The 16544-nt window shown below is 38.9% G+C and carries 14 protein-coding genes; 5 read left to right on the forward strand and 9 right to left on the reverse strand.

Annotated elements, in window-relative coordinates:
- The first annotated feature begins 8 nt into the window (after positions 1 to 8).
- The 3 genes from ACK1I8_RS20645 (at position 9) to ACK1I8_RS20655 (ending at position 1921) form a co-directional block, all read left to right on the forward strand.
- Positions 9 to 713 (forward strand): 16S rRNA (uracil(1498)-N(3))-methyltransferase, encoded by a 705-nt coding sequence (locus ACK1I8_RS20645; RefSeq protein WP_412467139.1) that lies wholly within the window; start codon positions 9 to 11, stop codon positions 711 to 713.
- A gap of 119 nt (positions 714 to 832) precedes the next feature.
- The gene (locus ACK1I8_RS20650; protein ID WP_412469398.1) at positions 833 to 1417 is read left to right on the forward strand and encodes a DUF4159 domain-containing protein; all 585 of its coding nucleotides are present in this window, start codon (positions 833 to 835) and stop codon (positions 1415 to 1417) included.
- Between the two features lie 3 nt (positions 1418 to 1420).
- Positions 1421 to 1921: an acetyl-CoA carboxylase biotin carboxyl carrier protein subunit gene (locus ACK1I8_RS20655; RefSeq protein ID WP_412467140.1), complete on the forward strand. Its 501-nt coding sequence runs from the start codon at positions 1421 to 1423 to the stop codon at positions 1919 to 1921.
- Between the two features lie 448 nt (positions 1922 to 2369).
- Here ACK1I8_RS20655 and ACK1I8_RS20660 read toward each other — a convergent pair whose 3' ends face one another.
- A complete protein-coding gene (locus tag ACK1I8_RS20660; RefSeq protein WP_412467141.1) occupies positions 2370 to 4052 on the reverse strand; it encodes an SUMF1/EgtB/PvdO family nonheme iron enzyme in 1683 nt (560 codons plus the stop codon).
- A 627-nt stretch (positions 4053 to 4679) separates the two neighbouring features.
- Here ACK1I8_RS20660 and porV point away from each other — a divergent pair.
- Both porV and ispF read left to right on the forward strand, forming a co-directional pair.
- Positions 4680 to 5870 (forward strand): type IX secretion system outer membrane channel protein PorV, encoded by a 1191-nt coding sequence (gene porV / locus ACK1I8_RS20665; protein ID WP_412467142.1) that lies wholly within the window; start codon positions 4680 to 4682, stop codon positions 5868 to 5870.
- A gap of 17 nt (positions 5871 to 5887) precedes the next feature.
- The gene (gene ispF, locus ACK1I8_RS20670; protein WP_412467143.1) at positions 5888 to 6364 is read left to right on the forward strand and encodes a 2-C-methyl-D-erythritol 2,4-cyclodiphosphate synthase; all 477 of its coding nucleotides are present in this window, start codon (positions 5888 to 5890) and stop codon (positions 6362 to 6364) included.
- A 93-nt stretch (positions 6365 to 6457) separates the two neighbouring features.
- Here the strand turns inward: ispF and ACK1I8_RS20675 are convergent, their stop codons facing one another.
- The 8 genes from ACK1I8_RS20675 to ACK1I8_RS20710 form a co-directional block, all read right to left on the reverse strand.
- Complete coding sequence (locus ACK1I8_RS20675) at positions 6458 to 9862, reverse strand: glycosyltransferase (RefSeq protein WP_412467144.1); 3405 nt, start codon at positions 9860 to 9862, stop codon at positions 6458 to 6460.
- A 719-nt stretch (positions 9863 to 10581) separates the two neighbouring features.
- Positions 10582 to 11451: a pirin family protein gene (locus tag ACK1I8_RS20680; protein WP_412467145.1), complete on the reverse strand. Its 870-nt coding sequence runs from the start codon at positions 11449 to 11451 to the stop codon at positions 10582 to 10584.
- Between the two features lie 72 nt (positions 11452 to 11523).
- Entirely contained in the window at positions 11524 to 12054 is a 531-nt protein-coding gene (locus ACK1I8_RS20685) for a YceI family protein (protein ID WP_412467146.1), read from the reverse strand.
- Positions 12055 to 12235: 181 nt separating this feature from the next.
- Positions 12236 to 12823: a Crp/Fnr family transcriptional regulator gene (locus ACK1I8_RS20690; RefSeq protein WP_412467147.1), complete on the reverse strand. Its 588-nt coding sequence runs from the start codon at positions 12821 to 12823 to the stop codon at positions 12236 to 12238.
- A 12-nt stretch (positions 12824 to 12835) separates the two neighbouring features.
- Entirely contained in the window at positions 12836 to 12994 is a 159-nt protein-coding gene (locus ACK1I8_RS20695; RefSeq protein ID WP_082458743.1) for a FeoB-associated Cys-rich membrane protein, read from the reverse strand.
- 273 nt (positions 12995 to 13267) lie between these two features.
- Positions 13268 to 14455 (reverse strand): hypothetical protein, encoded by a 1188-nt coding sequence (locus tag ACK1I8_RS20700; protein WP_412467148.1) that lies wholly within the window; start codon positions 14453 to 14455, stop codon positions 13268 to 13270.
- 101 nt (positions 14456 to 14556) lie between these two features.
- Positions 14557 to 15411: a type 1 glutamine amidotransferase gene (locus ACK1I8_RS20705; RefSeq protein WP_412467149.1), complete on the reverse strand. Its 855-nt coding sequence runs from the start codon at positions 15409 to 15411 to the stop codon at positions 14557 to 14559.
- 7 nt (positions 15412 to 15418) lie between these two features.
- Positions 15419 to 16519: a carboxylate-amine ligase gene (locus ACK1I8_RS20710; protein ID WP_205058729.1), complete on the reverse strand. Its 1101-nt coding sequence runs from the start codon at positions 16517 to 16519 to the stop codon at positions 15419 to 15421.
- Positions 16520 to 16544 lie beyond the last annotated feature (25 nt).

Raw genomic sequence — 16544 nt, forward strand, 5'->3', positions numbered from 1 at the left:
TTTCAACTATGCATATTTTTTATACACCAGATATTACCCAAAATACTTATACACTTAACGAAGAAGAGAGTAAACACTGCGTTAGGGTGCTTAGGCTTACCATTGGCGCTGTTGTTAATCTGGTTGATGGGAGTGGGGGCTTTTATACTGCCCAAATTACCTCCGATAATCCGAAGAAAGTTTCTTTAGCTGTTTTAAACGTTGAAACCGAGTTTCATAAAAGAAACCATTACCTGCATATTGCGGTTGCGCCAACTAAAAATATTGATCGTATAGAATGGTTTTTAGAAAAAGCAACAGAGTTGGGCATTGATGAGGTTACACCAATTATTACTGATCGATCGGAGCGTAGGATAGTTAAAGCAGATCGGCTCAATAAGGTCATTACATCGGCCGTAAAACAATCTATTAAAGCTTACCACCCTAAATTGAACGAGGCCATCGCTTTTGAAACTTTTTTAAAGGAACCTTTTGATGGCGATAGATTAATTGCACATTGTATTGATAATGGAGAAAAACAATATATCTCCAAACTGGTAGTCCCACATCAAAAATATTTAATTCTTATTGGTCCTGAAGGAGATTTTACATCAGATGAAGTTAATTTAGCTTTGAACAAAGGCTTTAAAGCATTAACTTTAGGTGATAACAGGTTGCGCACAGAAACGGCGGCTTTATCTGTTTGTTTTGAAATCAATTACCTTAACCGATAATCAGTTTGAAGTTTTCAATTTCTAATTTTCAGTTTCCCAAATTCCCGACATTGGCTTTTAGCTTTGGTGTTTTGGCTTTAAGCTTTATACATACTGCTTTTATTCCGCCCACTTACCGTATGGCCAAGTTAAAGTATAATGGAGGTGGCGATTGGTATGCAGACAGAACGGCATTGCCCAATTTAATTGCCTATTGTAATACCAATCTGAAGACTAATTTTTATGCTGAAGAAAGCATAGTAGAAGTTGGTTCAAAAGAAATTTTCAATTATCCGTTTATTTATATGACGGGACATGGAAATGTTGTTTTTAGCGACCAGGAAATTAAAAATTTACGGCAATACCTTACAGGAGGCGGATTTCTTCATATAGATGATAACTATGGTTTAGACAAGTTTATCAGGCCGCAGATGAAAAAGGTATTCCCGGAACTTAATTTTGTAGAATTGCCTTCCAACCATGCTATTTACAATCAAAAGTTTAAATTTCCGGGTGGCTTGCCCAAAATTCATGAACATGATAATAAGCGCCCGCAGGGATTTGCTTTGATTTACAAGGGTAGAGTGGTTTGTTATTACACCTTTGAGTGCGATTTAGGGAACGGCTGGGAAGATTTTGGTACTTATCCTGAAGATACTCAGGAAACACGGACCAAAGCGCTAAAAATGGGTGCAAATTTAGTTCAGTATGCTTTAACACAATAGCCTATGTATAAAGTAAAGGTAAACGATCAGTTTTTGTTCGAGGTCGAGAATAAGGATTCCGCTTTTTTAATAAATGGAGATCAGGTACAGCTCGACCTAAGTAAGATTGGACATAATAGTACACATGTGCTATACCAAAACATATCTTTCAATACGGAACTTGTTGATATAAACAGAGCCGAAAAAACCTGTAAAATAAAGGTAAACGGAAATATTTATCAAATCAGTATTGAAGATCAGTTTGATGTTTTATTAAAACAACTTGGTCTGGATAACTTGACCGCTAATAAAGTTTTAGAGATTAAAGCACCTATGCCAGGTTTAGTGCTAAAAGTTTTGGTTGAAGAAAACGCTGAGGTGAAAAAAGGTGATAATCTTTTGATATTGGAAGCGATGAAAATGGAAAATATCCTAAAATCATCATCAGATGGAGTGGTTAAAAAGATCTTGATTAAACAAGGAGATAAGGTAGAGAAAAACCAGATTTTAGTGCAGTTTAGTTAGCTTTATATCTATCCAATAAATACGGCCAATAAAATCAACTACCATTGACAGAATCCACTTTGCGGTTGTCGTCCGATGGCTATCGGATCTCGCGCATGCGGGAGTCTTAATAGGCTTGTATTAAGATTATCTTCGATGAGCGCTTCGTGGAGTTTCCATCTGATAAGCATCGGATCAAGTTGGAAATGACGATCTTTCGAGCGGTATACCTACATAAAATTTATCTGTCAGGCATATTGATTTTATATAACAATTATCCTTCAGTATGATGATTAAATGACAGGAATTCTCATGAGATATTCTTAGCATTTCGCATTGTGTTTGTGGAGCCAGATAATATAGAATTGGATGTAATGCAGTCTGGAACTGTCGAGTTCCGTTTAAATAGCTAAGTCCGATTATAAACGCATAAAAAAAAGTCCCGATTTGGTGTCGGGACTTTTCTTTATTATCTACCTCTGCTAACCCTGTAAGGCTTTTGTGGAGGGTTTTTAAAACTTCTTTTGCCTACGGTACTAATTTCAGGCGCGCCAAGCATGGTCATGGCACAACGAAAACCTACTTCAGCCGATGATTCGTCCTGTTGCATGAAGCGACGGGTTGCCGGGTTTAACCAGTATGCCATATCATTCCAGGAACCACCCTTATACACCCTTGATTTATCGTTTACAAGCGTTACACCTTCTTCATTTAATAGGGTGTTTTGTCTGTCGCGATAGCCTCTTTGATCGGCTTGATAACTGGTTGATGCTACCGGTGATTGTGGATCAGTCGATTTTGAAATCGAATCAGCACGTTTTGCCTGCGCCTGTTTTTCTGCCCAGGTTTGTTTTCTTCCAGAATAAGCATTTTCTTTAATCGGATTACCATATTTATCCAAAGCTATTTTTCCACTTTGTGGGTCGGCTAACTTTTTGTTGGTGAAATAGTTGCCGCGGTAAGGATTAAATGCATCTGCATCTGTAAACGTACCTGTTCTGTAAACATCATTTACCCATTCGTTTACATTCCCTGCCATATTATATAAGCCGAAGTCGTTTGGAGCGTATTGAATAACAGGAACAGTTAAATCTCCTTTATCGTTCAATGAACCGCCAACCCCCATATAATCACCAGGTGCCCTTTTAAAGTTGGCCTGGATCATACCTCTGGTTTTCTTTTTAGCAGAACTAACACCTAAGCCATTCCATGGATAAATTTTATTTTGATTGATGTTTTCATATTCCGTGTTGCCAATTAAACCTAAAGCAGCATATTCCCATTCAGCTTCAGTTGGCAGGCGATATGGTTGCATAATTACCCCATCTTCTAAGGTAGCCGTTCTTCTTGGCTGATTATTTCTACCTGTACCTGCAGCTGCTGTTCCTCCGGCTGTGGTTGTAGCGGCACCTGATTTGGTATTGTAATCAATAAATGCATTTCTACCTTTATCATCATACTGGCCATTTAGATAGGCATCTGTATTGAAAGGTTTATCTGGTTTAGGCGTTGCAGCAGCAGTGGTCGCACCAGCTCTGCCTCTTCCATTGCCTGCAAGCGTTTTATAATCAGTTAGGATTCCTTTTTCGCGTAAGATAAATTCGTTTGCTCTTGAAGTTCTCCACTCACAATACCGCGAAGCCTGTTCCCAGGAAACACCTACTACAGGGTAATCGCGGTAAGCAGGGTGCCTCAGATAATTATCTACGTAAGGTTCATTATAAGATAATGGCTGGCGCCAAACCAAAGTATCAGGGAGTTCATTGTAATAGTATTCCTGATCTTCAGGATAATTGTACCTGATCCAATGCAGGTATTCTAACCAATCGGTATTTGATACCTCAGTTTCATCCATGTAAAAAGAAGGTACAGTTACCTGTCTTTTGTAATTGTAAATATTGGGCTCAACACCTGGTATTTCGATGGCACTACCACCAACAACTAAAACTCCGCCTTCGATTGGAATTAAACCAGGCCCTGGTGCTCTTTTATACTGGGTAGCGACAGCAAAAGCACCCGATTGGTTGTTTTTACTTTTCCTATTGGCATAAGGAATACCTGTTTTGCTGGAACTCGCGCTTTTAGAGCTACAACCCGAAAGCAAGGCGGCTAATGATAAACAAGTAAAAGAATATAGTATTAGTTTTTTCATATGAAGCAACTGGATATGGCCTAATGGCCTTTCAACCGATAAAATTAAACAAATTTTAAATGAATATATCAATAATGTAACAATAAAATATCTAATATATTTTTGAGCGATAGCGTGTTCTTTTAACTGTGAGATGTTTGCTTTGTATTCAAACGAAATTATTGCTAAATAATTATAAATAAGCAAGATAAAATTATCAGTTCACCCTTGTACTGTAAACTGATTGTTAATAGCAATTTCTTTTGTTTGATGTTTATGATAGGATAATCGGTTTAAATTGACGTATATCTGGCCTTACATGAGAGTTGTGATTGATATAATCGGTGGGGAGCATCCATCAATCATATTTATTTTGGAATCTCAGTAGATCAGCTAAATGTGTTTTTTGATTTTTGGCTGTCAGATTGGTTTATAACAGCGAGATAAGGAAAATCTTTATTTGCTAAATGGCTATTAGCTTTTTACTTGCAGGTAAAGCACGAACACCCATCTGTAAAAATCGTATGTTTAATTAGTAAATAAGCTTAGAATTCGTATTTTGGTGAAATATAAGTTTTGGTTTTACGTTACTGATATATTCTTCCAGTGATTATTATACCAAAATCTAAAATTACGTACCTTTAAAGGATGAATTTCAAGTACATCAGTAAACTTGCTTTTTCTGCACTCTCAATGGCCCTGGTGTTTGGTAAAACAAATGCGCAGGTAACTATAGGCAATACCCAAACTAACGGTAGCGAGGCAAACAATATTGTAACAGCAGTTCCATTTCTGCTCATTACGCCCGATGCCCGGGCCGGTGCGATGGGCAATGCCGGCGTAGCCGTAGCAGGTGATGTAAATTCATCCAGTATTAACGCTTCTAAGTTAGCTTTTCTAGATAAACCTTACGGGTTTTCTGTTTCTTACAGCCCATGGCTAAAAAGTTTGGTGCCTGATATTAATCTCGCTTATTTAAGCGGATTTTATAAACTGGACGACCGCAACACCATTGGTGCATCTCTACGGTATTTTTCTTTGGGGTCCATCCAGCTTACCGATATTAATCAACAGGATCTTGGGATTGCTAATCCTAATGAATTGGCTTTTGATGTTTCGTTTGCACGTAATTTTGGTAAGGAGTTTTCGCTAGGCACTTCGTTAAGATATATTTATTCAAATTTGGCTTCCGGTCAATTTTCTTCATCAGGGCAGGTACACAGTGGAAATGCAGTAGCGGTTGATGTTTCTGGTTTGTATAAAACAGCCACCATATTGTTTGGCAAACAGGCAATTCTTTCTGCCGGTGCCAATATATCAAATATTGGAACAAAAATGAGCTATTCTGACGGAGGTGAGAATTTCTTTTTGCCCACCAATTTTAAAATCGGAGGAGCATCTACCTTTACCGTAGATGATTTTAGCACTTTAACCTTTGCCCTTGATTTCAACAAATTACTGGTACCCACACAACCGATATACGATTCAAACAACAACATTGTAAGCGGAAAAAATCCAAACCGTTCGGTACCTGCCGGAATTTTTGGTTCGTTTAGCGATGCACCTGGTGGTTTTAGTGAAGAACTGAAGGAAGTCGGGATTTCAACAGGCCTGGAATACTGGTACAACCAACAGTTTGCAGTTAGGGCAGGTTACAACTATCAGAGCCCGATGAAAGGTGATAGCCGGTATTTTACTTTGGGACTCGGATTAAAATACAATGTTTTTAACATTGATTTTTCTTATTTAATTGCAAATGCACAGACTAGTCCACTGGCAAATACCTTACGTTTTGGTCTATTGTTTAACTTTGGCGAAAATAAAGCAAAAGATAAATAAGACTAAAGCAAATAAACATGAAAATTAGAGTAGGTTTCGGATTTGATGTACATCAGTTAAAAGATCAGCATCCTTTTGTTGTTGGCGGTGTTGCCCTAGATCACCATAAGGGGGCTTTTGGGCATTCGGATGCTGATGTTTTACTTCATGCCATCTGCGATGCGCTTTTAGGTGCAGCTAACCTTCGCGATATTGGTTTCCATTTTAAAAATACCGATGAAAGGTGGAAAGGCATCAGTAGCTTGATCCTGCTGAAAGAAACTGTTAAATTACTGGCTGAAAAAGGCTGGCGGATCGGAAATATCGACGCCATGCTCTGTTTGGAAGCCCCCAAAATTAATCCACATATTCCTGCTATGCAACAAAACATTGCTGATGCCATTGGAATTTCAACTGAAGATATCTCGATAAAAGCTACAACCAATGAACAGATGGGTTTTATCGGTAGGGAAGAGGGCGTTGTTTCGTATGCGGTTTGTTTAATCGAAAAATAAAAAAAAAGTTTTTTCTGATCACAAACAGAGAAGTCAGGTTTTATTGCACATTCGCTTTAAAACTCGACTTCTTTTTATTAAACTGGGGTTATATTATGCTGCCTGTTCTTTTACATTTCCCGTTCTTTTTATGGTGCCCCAGGTTTCCAATTCACCTTTGATCGCTTTTCTGAACGAACGGAATAACACCACATACATTAACTGTCTCCAGAAAAAACGCTGAGGGAAAAGGTAAAGTAAATTGGTGTATTTTTCTTTTTCCATCCTAAAAGCAATTGCCGCAAAAATCATGTCCACAAAGATAAAGATGACATAATAAAACAATACCTGGCCAAAACCATTATGGAGGCTTAAAATTCCTGAAAATCCAGTGAGTGTTAAATTATTAATCGCGCTTAGTGAGAACAGACCGTTAATTAAAGAAATAAGCATAAACAGATCGGCAAGCGGAGAAAATAGTGGTAAAATAATCTGGTAAATCAAGATATTAGGCATCCCAACCATCCCAAAATAGCCATACTTCTTATTTAGCAATGTTTTTCTGTTTTTCCAGAAACTTTGCATTACACCAAAACTCCAACGAAAACGTTGTTTTAGTAACATATTTACGGTTTCTGGTGCTTCAGTATAAGCAATTGCACTATCGCAGTTTTTAACTTTATAGCCGGCCTTCAAAATGCGCATGGTTAAGTCACAGTCTTCGGCAAGGGTATCGATGGTAAAACCACCAATTTCAAGGATCACATTTTTTCTGAAGGCACCTATCGCTCCTGGTACCACGGTAATCGTATTTAGCAGATCGAAAGCCCTTCTATCCATGTTTTGAGCAGTGATATATTCTATCGATTGCCATTTGGTAATGATGTTGTTGGTATTTCCAACTTTTACGGTTCCCGCTACGGCTGCTACTTTATCACTATAGAAATAGCGCATAAGCTCGGTTACTGCATCGTTTTTTAATTGGGTATCAGCATCTATACAAACTACAAATTCAGCAGCAGCTTTTGATATACCATAATTTAATGCAGATGCTTTACCACCATTTTCTTTACGGAAAACCTTTACCTGAGGATGATTGCCAAAATGTTCATTTACGATTTGAAAGGTTTTATCCTTTGAACCATCATCCACAAAAATCAATTCGAAATCAGGATAGGTGGTTTTTAAAAGGCTATTGATGGTTTGAACTGCGGTAATTTCTTCATTGTAGGCAGGAATGATAATACTGACTTTTTCAGAAGGATGTTGTATCAATTTGCCCACATTGCGTTTTGATCTTTTGCGTTGCCTGATGGCTAAATACGCGATAAATATGGTCCTTAGTATCGCCAGTACAATGGCAACAGAAAAAATAGTATTTAAAATGATGTTGCCATAATAGAAGAAATTGATAAAAAAATAATCACCTGAACCGGAAAATCCGCTGTTTGCGGTGGATTTTACGGCGGGCATGAGCTCTGCTCTTTTTTTGCCCATCAAATCGCCCACTGTGGTAAAGGTATAACCCTTGGCTTTAAAGAACTTTATAATCCGCGGTAAGGCTGCCACGGTAGCTTCACGGTTTCCTCCTGCATCGTGCAATAAGAGGATATTGCCGTTATTTTGCTGTTTTACCACCTCATTAAAAATCTGATCGGCAGTTTTACCTGGCTCCCAATCTTCGGGATCAATGTATTCACCAATATTGATATAGTTCTCTTTACGGCTTTGTGCAACAGGTAAAATTTCTGAAATATTTTGTGGCTCGGCATCGGCATTAAATGGTGCTCGGAACAGAATGGTGCTGTGCCCGGTAACTGCTTCAATTAACCTCCGTGTTGCATTGAGCTCAAATTTAACTCTTCTGGGGCCAATGGCCGACATATCAGGATGAAAAAATGTATGATTGCCAATTTCGTAACCATCATTATACTCCTGTCGTAACAATTCCATGTTCTGTTCGGCCATAATGCCAACCACAAAGAAACAGCCAGGCACTTTTTCCTGTTTCAAAATATTTAATATCTGCGGGGTATAAACCGGATCGGGACCATCATCAAAAGTTAAAGCAATTTTTTTATCCGCCTCCCCAAACCTTTTAATTACATATTGCTCGGGAAGTCTGGTATATTTTTGGTCTGCAATGGAGAAATTCTCTTTGTTTAAAGTGAATTTTACACTGCCTGGCTTGGGGGTAGAAATGAGGTCTAATATTTCGCCATCGCCTAAATAAGAGATACCGCCCATGTTTAACGAAGCAATTTTGCGTAGATCGAAAGGTTTTTTCTTTAAGGTATCCAGACTTAGGTCATTGGAAATAAAAGACCATAAACGTTTATCTTCCGAGCCTAAGCGCCACAGGGCAATACCCGCAATATCCCAGTCGTCTGCTTTTCGGATCAAATTAAAATAAGTAGCGGCATCTGTAAAATATACTTCATGTTTAATACCGCTGCCATCATTGTAGGTGTAATTTAAATTGGCAGAGGCCGGGTCGTAGTTTATTTTGCTTTTATAAGTAACAGCCCTTGTCATCGCCTGCTCGTAAGTAAGCGGCTCCCCAATGCTGTTTTTTGGCCAGTCGTAACCATAACAGGCCAGGGCCAGGATTACTTTATCGGCGTCAACCTTACTGCAAATGTTATCCAGTTTTTCTTCTACCCATTCCTGATGCGAAATATCACCTGCGTTGCTTTGCTCAGTGTGCTGATCGTAGGCCATCAAAACAAGGTAGTCATTGTATTTTTGAAGAATTTCCGGATTGTAGTCGTCATTATCAGGTGAAATGTCTTGAGATACAATCAGTTGTTCGGCGTGAAACTGTGTATATAAATTCTTCATAAAAGCATTAAACCCATCGCTGTTCTGGAGGTTAAGCTCTTCAAAATCGATATTGATCCCACTATAACCGTATTTTTTGGTGATTGCTATGAGGTCGTAGATCAATTTTTGCTGAGCTGACTGATCATTTAGTAATCTTCTAACCGCTGCACCATCCCAATGGTCTTTGTTATAATTTGAAACCACCGCAATAGCTGATTTTTTGCCGGCATGTATTACCTTTAAGGCTGCAGTATCTGCTTGATCTACAATAGAATCTCCATTTAAAAAGAACGATTCTGTTGCCACCATGTCCAAATGGCCGATGTTACGTTTTAAGTCTGATAGAGATAGTTCCTTGCTTGCTGCCCAACTCACATAAAACGCCATGTTGATGCGCTTGTTATTGCCATGATGGGTTAAAATGCGGCGTTCACGATCTTTTTTTATTTTTTGCAGCTTAGATTTTTCGATGGTAAAATCTTTATACTGTTGCGATTTTTTTAATTTCTCTAATTGTTTTTGTGTTAATGGCGTATTGGTGTTGATAAAAGGCAAATTAGGTGCCTGCACTGATGACAGGGTATACGCTACGCAGCTGATTGCGACAATGAAGACCAAAAAAAACGTACGGCTTACCCAGGTAAATGCGTGCCAGCGTGTTTTAGTCTCAGTTTGAAATATTTGTTTTCCGGACATTTTTCTTTTCTGATTTATTAATCAAATGTCACTAACGAATATGAAGATTGGATGAATGATTTAAAAATTAGGCAGCGTAAATTTAGACCGTTAGGTCTACGCCAAGACAATAATGTAACCGTCTATTGAAATCTTTAAAAAGAGCTGTTACCCCCGTCCTGTAGCGTAACGGAAAGCTACATAATAAAGATCACTCAAGCTAAGTGCTTAAAAAATAATTGTCTGTGAAAAGTAGTTAGGCCAATTTTTCAGGTTTTGGAAACAAAAGGGCCGTGTTTCATAGGGGTATGCGTTCCTGCTGTTCGCTATAGCCCTCATTCTTCGGGGCTGCCGCTACCATCAGGTTTATAAACAGGGTTTTTGCACCTTATAAACCATTAAAATGAAATACTGTCTTGGCCTTATAGCCCTGGGTGCAGCGGTACCCTGCAGGGCAGAGAAAAGATGCCCGAAGCGTATAAGCGGAACACAGGAACTCCGTTGTTTTCTTGCAGAGTCATTGCGCTTCCAAAGAAGATAACTAACCATCATCGGAGCATGCGGCCTCGCCATTCGTTCCAGGCATTGGAAAAATCGGCTCCATAAAGGTATAGTGTCTTATAATCTGTTTTTAAACTCGGCTTTATCGTGCAATACAAACGCAAAAAAAGCCGGTAATTTTATGGGAAATTGCCGGCTTTAAATTGATTTTAAAAAAGTATGAGGTACCAATGATCTATTTACTCATCTAAATAACCAAATCTGCCCTGATTGTAGTCTTCAATAGCCTGGTGAATTTCGGCCTGGGTATTCATTAAAAATGGTCCATATTGTGCGATGGGTTCGTTGATTGGTTCTCCGCTCAAAACCAAAATCACGCTGTTTTCCAGGGCTTCGATTTTAATCACCGTGCCTTTGTTGCCGAAGTAAACGAAAGTATCTGCTGCAGCATTTTCCGACTCATTTATTTTAATCGAACCTTCAATTACCATCAATCCGGTATTGAAATGCTCGGGAAAGTTAAAAGTAGCCAGGCCACCTTTATTTAGCCGGGCATTATAGAGTTCTATCGGGCTAAAAGTGTTTACATTGCCTTTTATGCCTTCATAATGGCCTGCGATAATTTCAATTTTTCCGCCATTTTCAGGGAGGTCGAAATGAGCCATATCGGCTTGTTCAATAGCTTGATAACCTGGCTTACCCATTTTATGCTTTGCAGGTAAATTAACCCAAAGCTGAACCATTTGAAATGGCCCTCCGGTTAAGCTATAGTTGGCTTCATGATATTCTTTATGCAATATACCGCTTGCGGCAGTCATCCATTGCACATCGCCAGGATAGATTACCCCGCTGTTTCCTGAGCTGTCGTGATGTGCAACCGCGCCATGATATGCAATCGTTACCGTTTCGAAGCCACGATGTGGATGAACGCCAACACCCCTTGGTTCTTTCCTTGCGGAGAATTCTATCTTTGAACCATAATCCATCAGGAAAAAAGGGTTCATATTGATCTGATAACCATTTGGGAAAAAATTATGTACCCTAAACCCATCGCCAACCATATGTGGCGCTGGCGCTTTTAGTACTTTTTCTATTTGTTTTGTTTCCATTACCTTCCAAGCTATATAAGGCATGGTGCATAGGGCATGGGGTAATAACCCCATGCTTAAATTCCCTTTGCGCTATGCTTGTTTCACAAACTGTAATTCTCCTAAAATGCGAACTTCCTCACTAACCATTACTCCTCCGGTTTCCAGCGCTGCATTCCAGGTTAAACCGAAATCAGAGCGGTTGATTTTTCCACTTAAAGTAAAACCAGCTTTGGTATTACCCCATGGGTCGGTAGCAATACCACCAAATTCTGCGGTTAATTTTACAGGTTTAGTTTCACCCTTGATGGTTAAACCGCCCTTAACAACATAATCGCTTCCATCTTTTTCTACTGAACTGGATTTAAATTCGATGTGGGCAAATTTTTCAGCGTCGAAGAAATCACCACTTTTTAAATGGTTATCACGGTCAGTATTTCCGGTGTCAAGCGAATTGATGTCTCCTTTAAAAGTAATTTCCGAATTTTCGAACTCATCACCTTCAGATGTTAATTCAGCTGAGAAAGATTTTAAACTACCTGTAACCGTAGTAATCATCAGGTGTTTTACTTTAAATTGTAATTCGCTGTGGGTTGGATCTAATGTCCATTTCTGTTGTGCCATATCTTTTGTTTTTTGAGTTTTTATATTAACAACACAAAAGTACAGCGTAGGTTTTTACTACCTATTGATGTATGATAAGTAATTGGAAATGATTGGATGAGAGAATGTTGAAAGATTAGCGGTTGAAAATTTAGCTTTAATTAAAGCATTACTCATTCAAAACTCACTCATTCAAAATTGCCTATGGTTTGAAATGTTTATTCGCGAGTTCTTTCCTTACCCGGCTTAACGATTCGGGGGTAATGCCAAGATAAGAGGCAATCATCCACTGAGGTACACGGAGCGTGAGGTTAGGATAAAGTTTAATAAAGTCGAGGTATCTTTCTTCAGCCGTTGCACTGAGCAGCATATTAATGCGCTTTTGCATAAAGCGGATCGAATTGTTGAGTAATTTAATTTGCATGGGCTGTAAGCACGGTACCTGACTGGCTGCTTCTTCCATAAAATTATTGGGCATTAAAACCGCTTCGGTGGCTTCTATGGCATCAATAAAAAATATCGAGGGTTCATTATTCATATTGTTGCGGTCAGAAACCAGCCAATTTTCGGGAGCAAATTGAAGGATGTGTTCTTTACCTTTCGCGTCAATTGAATAGGCACGTAACAAACCTTTGCCTACAAAATACCCGTGTTTGAAGTTATCGCCTGTATATTGTACGATTTCGTTTTTCTCGAATTTTTTAATCTTTAAAACAGACGATATGCTTTCGAACTGTTCATCAGTGATCTCTATTTTTTCCTGTAAGTATTTTTGAAACTGATGAATCATAAAGGTAAGCTGTTATTTTTTTACAGGCTTAATATCGGAAAAATCTACTCCACATTTGCAATTGCCACCACATCCATCTTTTTTTACCTGTAAAGATTTAAAAACCAAACGGCCAACATATACCAGTGCTACCGCAAAAAGTAAAAAGACTAAAATCGTTTGAATATCCATAATGCAAATATAAGGGCTTTTAGTAGTGTGGTATTCAGAGGAATGTAAATTATTGTGATGCTACCATTAACCGTCAAGACTACGCGAAGGTTTCGCTAAGAGCGCTAGTTGTTTTACCACAGAGAAAACGGAGTTTACACAGAGGGCATAGAGCATGTGTTATTCGTTATCAGATCAGGTTCATTTTTTAGTTTACCATAGAATTACAAAGTGTATCTGCGCGTTCCTCTGTGTCTTATTCTTATTGATCTCTGTGGTTAAGGAAAACATAGTTTATTTCTCCATAAAACATACTGTACCTCCAACCCAGTCGAAATCGGCGTTGTAGCGTACGCCGATCATTTTACCGCGACTAAGACGGGCAAGATTAATGCACAGCTGAGGCTCGCCACCATCCGGCCATAAATACATCATTCTGATTTCAGCTTTCACACCACCATCGAGTGATTGTACCGCAGGTTCATAATTTACTTTCCGCTGTAAAATCCAGTTTTCAGGATCCTTTATATTGGCAATGTCTGTTTCAGTCACGTCAATAATAACGCCCATACCTGCAAAAGAAAATAAGGGTTTCAGTACATAGTTTTCCAAATCCCCAGGAAGTTTTTCTATTTCGTTTAAAAAGCGTGTTTCGGGTATAAATTCACTTTTCAGGAAAGGCATGGTGAATTTACTGATCCGATAAAACCAATTGGGATGTGTTACCCATTCCACTTCAAGTTCTTCACGCGGATCGAAACTGTTTTTAAAGATTTCGGTGTTATTGGCTACTTCATCAAAGATCAGTCGGTTATAAATTCTTTTTAACTGGATCTTTTTGCCATTTTCTTCGTAAAAGAGCTTTTTGCCTACTTTGTTAATCTCCTCCAGTGCCAAAATTTTAATGCCCAGCATTTTATGGGTTACAAAAAAATCAATGGCTGTTTTCTGGTTTCGGGCATCAACATCCATTAACGCCACTTCTTCGGGTTTATGCCGGCCAATAATAACTTCTTTGAGTAAGGCGATGTATTTTTCTTCGGTAAATTCGTTTAAGAAATAATTTACCGAGTCATCAATGCCAAAACTACTTTTAAAAGTTTTAGCCAGATGATGCTGAAAGCCATACAGGGAGGGAAATCCCTGCATTTCGATAAGCATGGGCATAAGTTCTCCGTCCTGGTTTTTACATATGCCGAAATCGAAAGTTAAAAAGTGTGGCTGCTGATTTTCGTTTGGTACGTTCCATTCTGAAGGAATCGCCTTTTGCGTAAGTGTTTTAAAATTAGGTTGTTTGATGAGTTTTATAATCTCTTCCCCAGCTGCAATTAGTTTCTCTTTTAAACTTTTTGGAACAAAAATGGGCGTTTCTGCAACCCTGAACGGAATTTCCGGATAACCCTCACCCAGATCATCTAAAAAACGTTGATACATTTCTGTGCTGAACTGTTGGTTGTATTTTTGGCGTTGAGAAGGTATCATAGGTTTTTATAGTTTTGGTCATTGCTACTAAATCTTCATTACAAGTTTTTATCAAACGAAGCAATCTTTTATACTATTTAAAGCTTGCTTCACGCGTTCGCTCAATCAACTTCTTCAGTTCTCAATGACGACTGTTTTCGCAAATTTTCGATCGCTTTTTGCAGAAAATTAGGTAAAATAACACTTTGCGTTAATACAATCCTTGCCGGGTCGTCTAAACTGTTTAACATATCGAGATATTTTTGTTCCCCGTGCATATCTATGATAGCTTTTTTTCTTTCGTCTTGTAGCAGGTACATTTTCATGCCTATCGGATCAGCTTCCGGATGAAATTGCGTGCCAATGATTTCATCAGAAAAGCGGATCGACATCATGCAGCGTTCCAGACCAACATGTTTACGTTCTTTCTCGATGGCCAGTAATTTTGCGCCTTTTTTCTCAAAGGCAACAAAATCTGGCTCTATAACCTGCCAGTCTCTGCTATCGACCGAAAAGAAAGGATTCGTAATGCCCTTATAAATTTCATCTCTTTCTCCCTCTTCAGTTAAGTTTATCGGGAAAATACCAAAAGCATTCGAGCGCCTTTCGGTTACGTTGCCCAAATCATATTTTCTACAAGCTAATTGAAAGGAGTGACAGATCAAAAAAGCATATTTCTTTTTTTCTTCATGGGTTTGGTTAAACACTTCAATCTGATCAAGCAGATTAAAAAAATCATTTTCCCATTGTTCACCTGTACTTTCAATCGGGCTGCCCGGGCCACCGCTTGAAATATAGGCATCGTAATCTATGCCTGGTATTTCTCCTTTTTGCCTTAAATCAAAAATATCAAAACTTAAATCGATATTGTTTTCGTTTTTAAAACGGGATAAAATTTCTTGAATTCCCCGCATTCCCTGATTGGGAGCACCGTTATTCATGTCGATAACGGCTACCCTTAAGCTTCTCTTATCCATTCTGAAGTTACTTTGCGCCTATAAGTGTTTGATTAGTAATGTAATCTACCACCGCCTCAAAGTTACCAGTTTGTTGGTAAACCGCCAACTGCCGGTCTGCACCGGTACCGTGTTCCAATATTTTATGCACATAATTGATATCATCCCGGCAGCCTAAATCATCCACAACGTCATCAACAAAATCCAGTAATTCCAAAACGAGGTTACGGCAGTTTACTTCCATTTCTTTCCCAAAATCTATGAGGTTCCCGTCAATTCCGTAACGGGCCGCCCGCCATTTATTTTCATTAATCAATGCTCTGGAATAGCTGATAAACTCCATATTCTGTAAACGCAGTTTGTACAGTTTGGCACACAAGGATTGAAATAAGGCGGTAAGTGCCATTGTTTCATCAATCAGCATCGGGCAATCGCAAATGCGGAATTCAACGGTATCAAAGAATGGGTGCACGCGGATATCCCACCAGATTTTTTTGGCGTTATCCATGCAATTGGTTTTGATGAGCAGTTTTACGTAATTGTCGTAATCTTCGATGCTGTTAAAGATATCAGGAATCCCAGTGCGCGGAAATTTGTCGAAAATTTTAGTGCGGAAAGATTTGTAACCGGTATTGCGCGATTCCCAGAAAGGAGAATTGGTTGATAAGGCAAACACGTGTGGTAAAAAATACCTCACCTGATTAGCGATATGAATAGCCAGTTCGCGCGATTGAAAGCCGACGTGTACATGCAAACCAAAAATAAGGTTGGAACGTGCGGCTTCCTGTAGCTCATTCACAATTTCGTTATAACGTGGATGTTCGGTAATCAACTGCTTTTCCCAGTGTGAAAAAGGATGTGTGCCGGCGGCTCCAATCCTCAGACCTTGCTCTCCGGCCAGTTGAGATACCGTATAACGCAATTGAGCAATTTCCTGACGCGCTTCGGTAGTGGTGCGGCAAATACCTGTACCCACCTCTACCACGGCCTGGTGCATTTCTGCCTTAACCTGGTCTTTGTGTATTTTTTGTGCAGCCTCTACAATTTTTTGTTCGTGAGAAGTAAGTTCTCTGGTAACGGGATCAATTACCATGTATTCTTCTTCTATGCCCAGCGTAAACTCGTTCATCCTTTATTGATTAAAAATTAAATCC

This window comes from Pedobacter sp. KLB.chiD (genome assembly GCF_047040275.1).
In the GTDB taxonomy this organism is placed as follows: Bacteria; Bacteroidota; Bacteroidia; order Sphingobacteriales; family Sphingobacteriaceae; genus Pedobacter.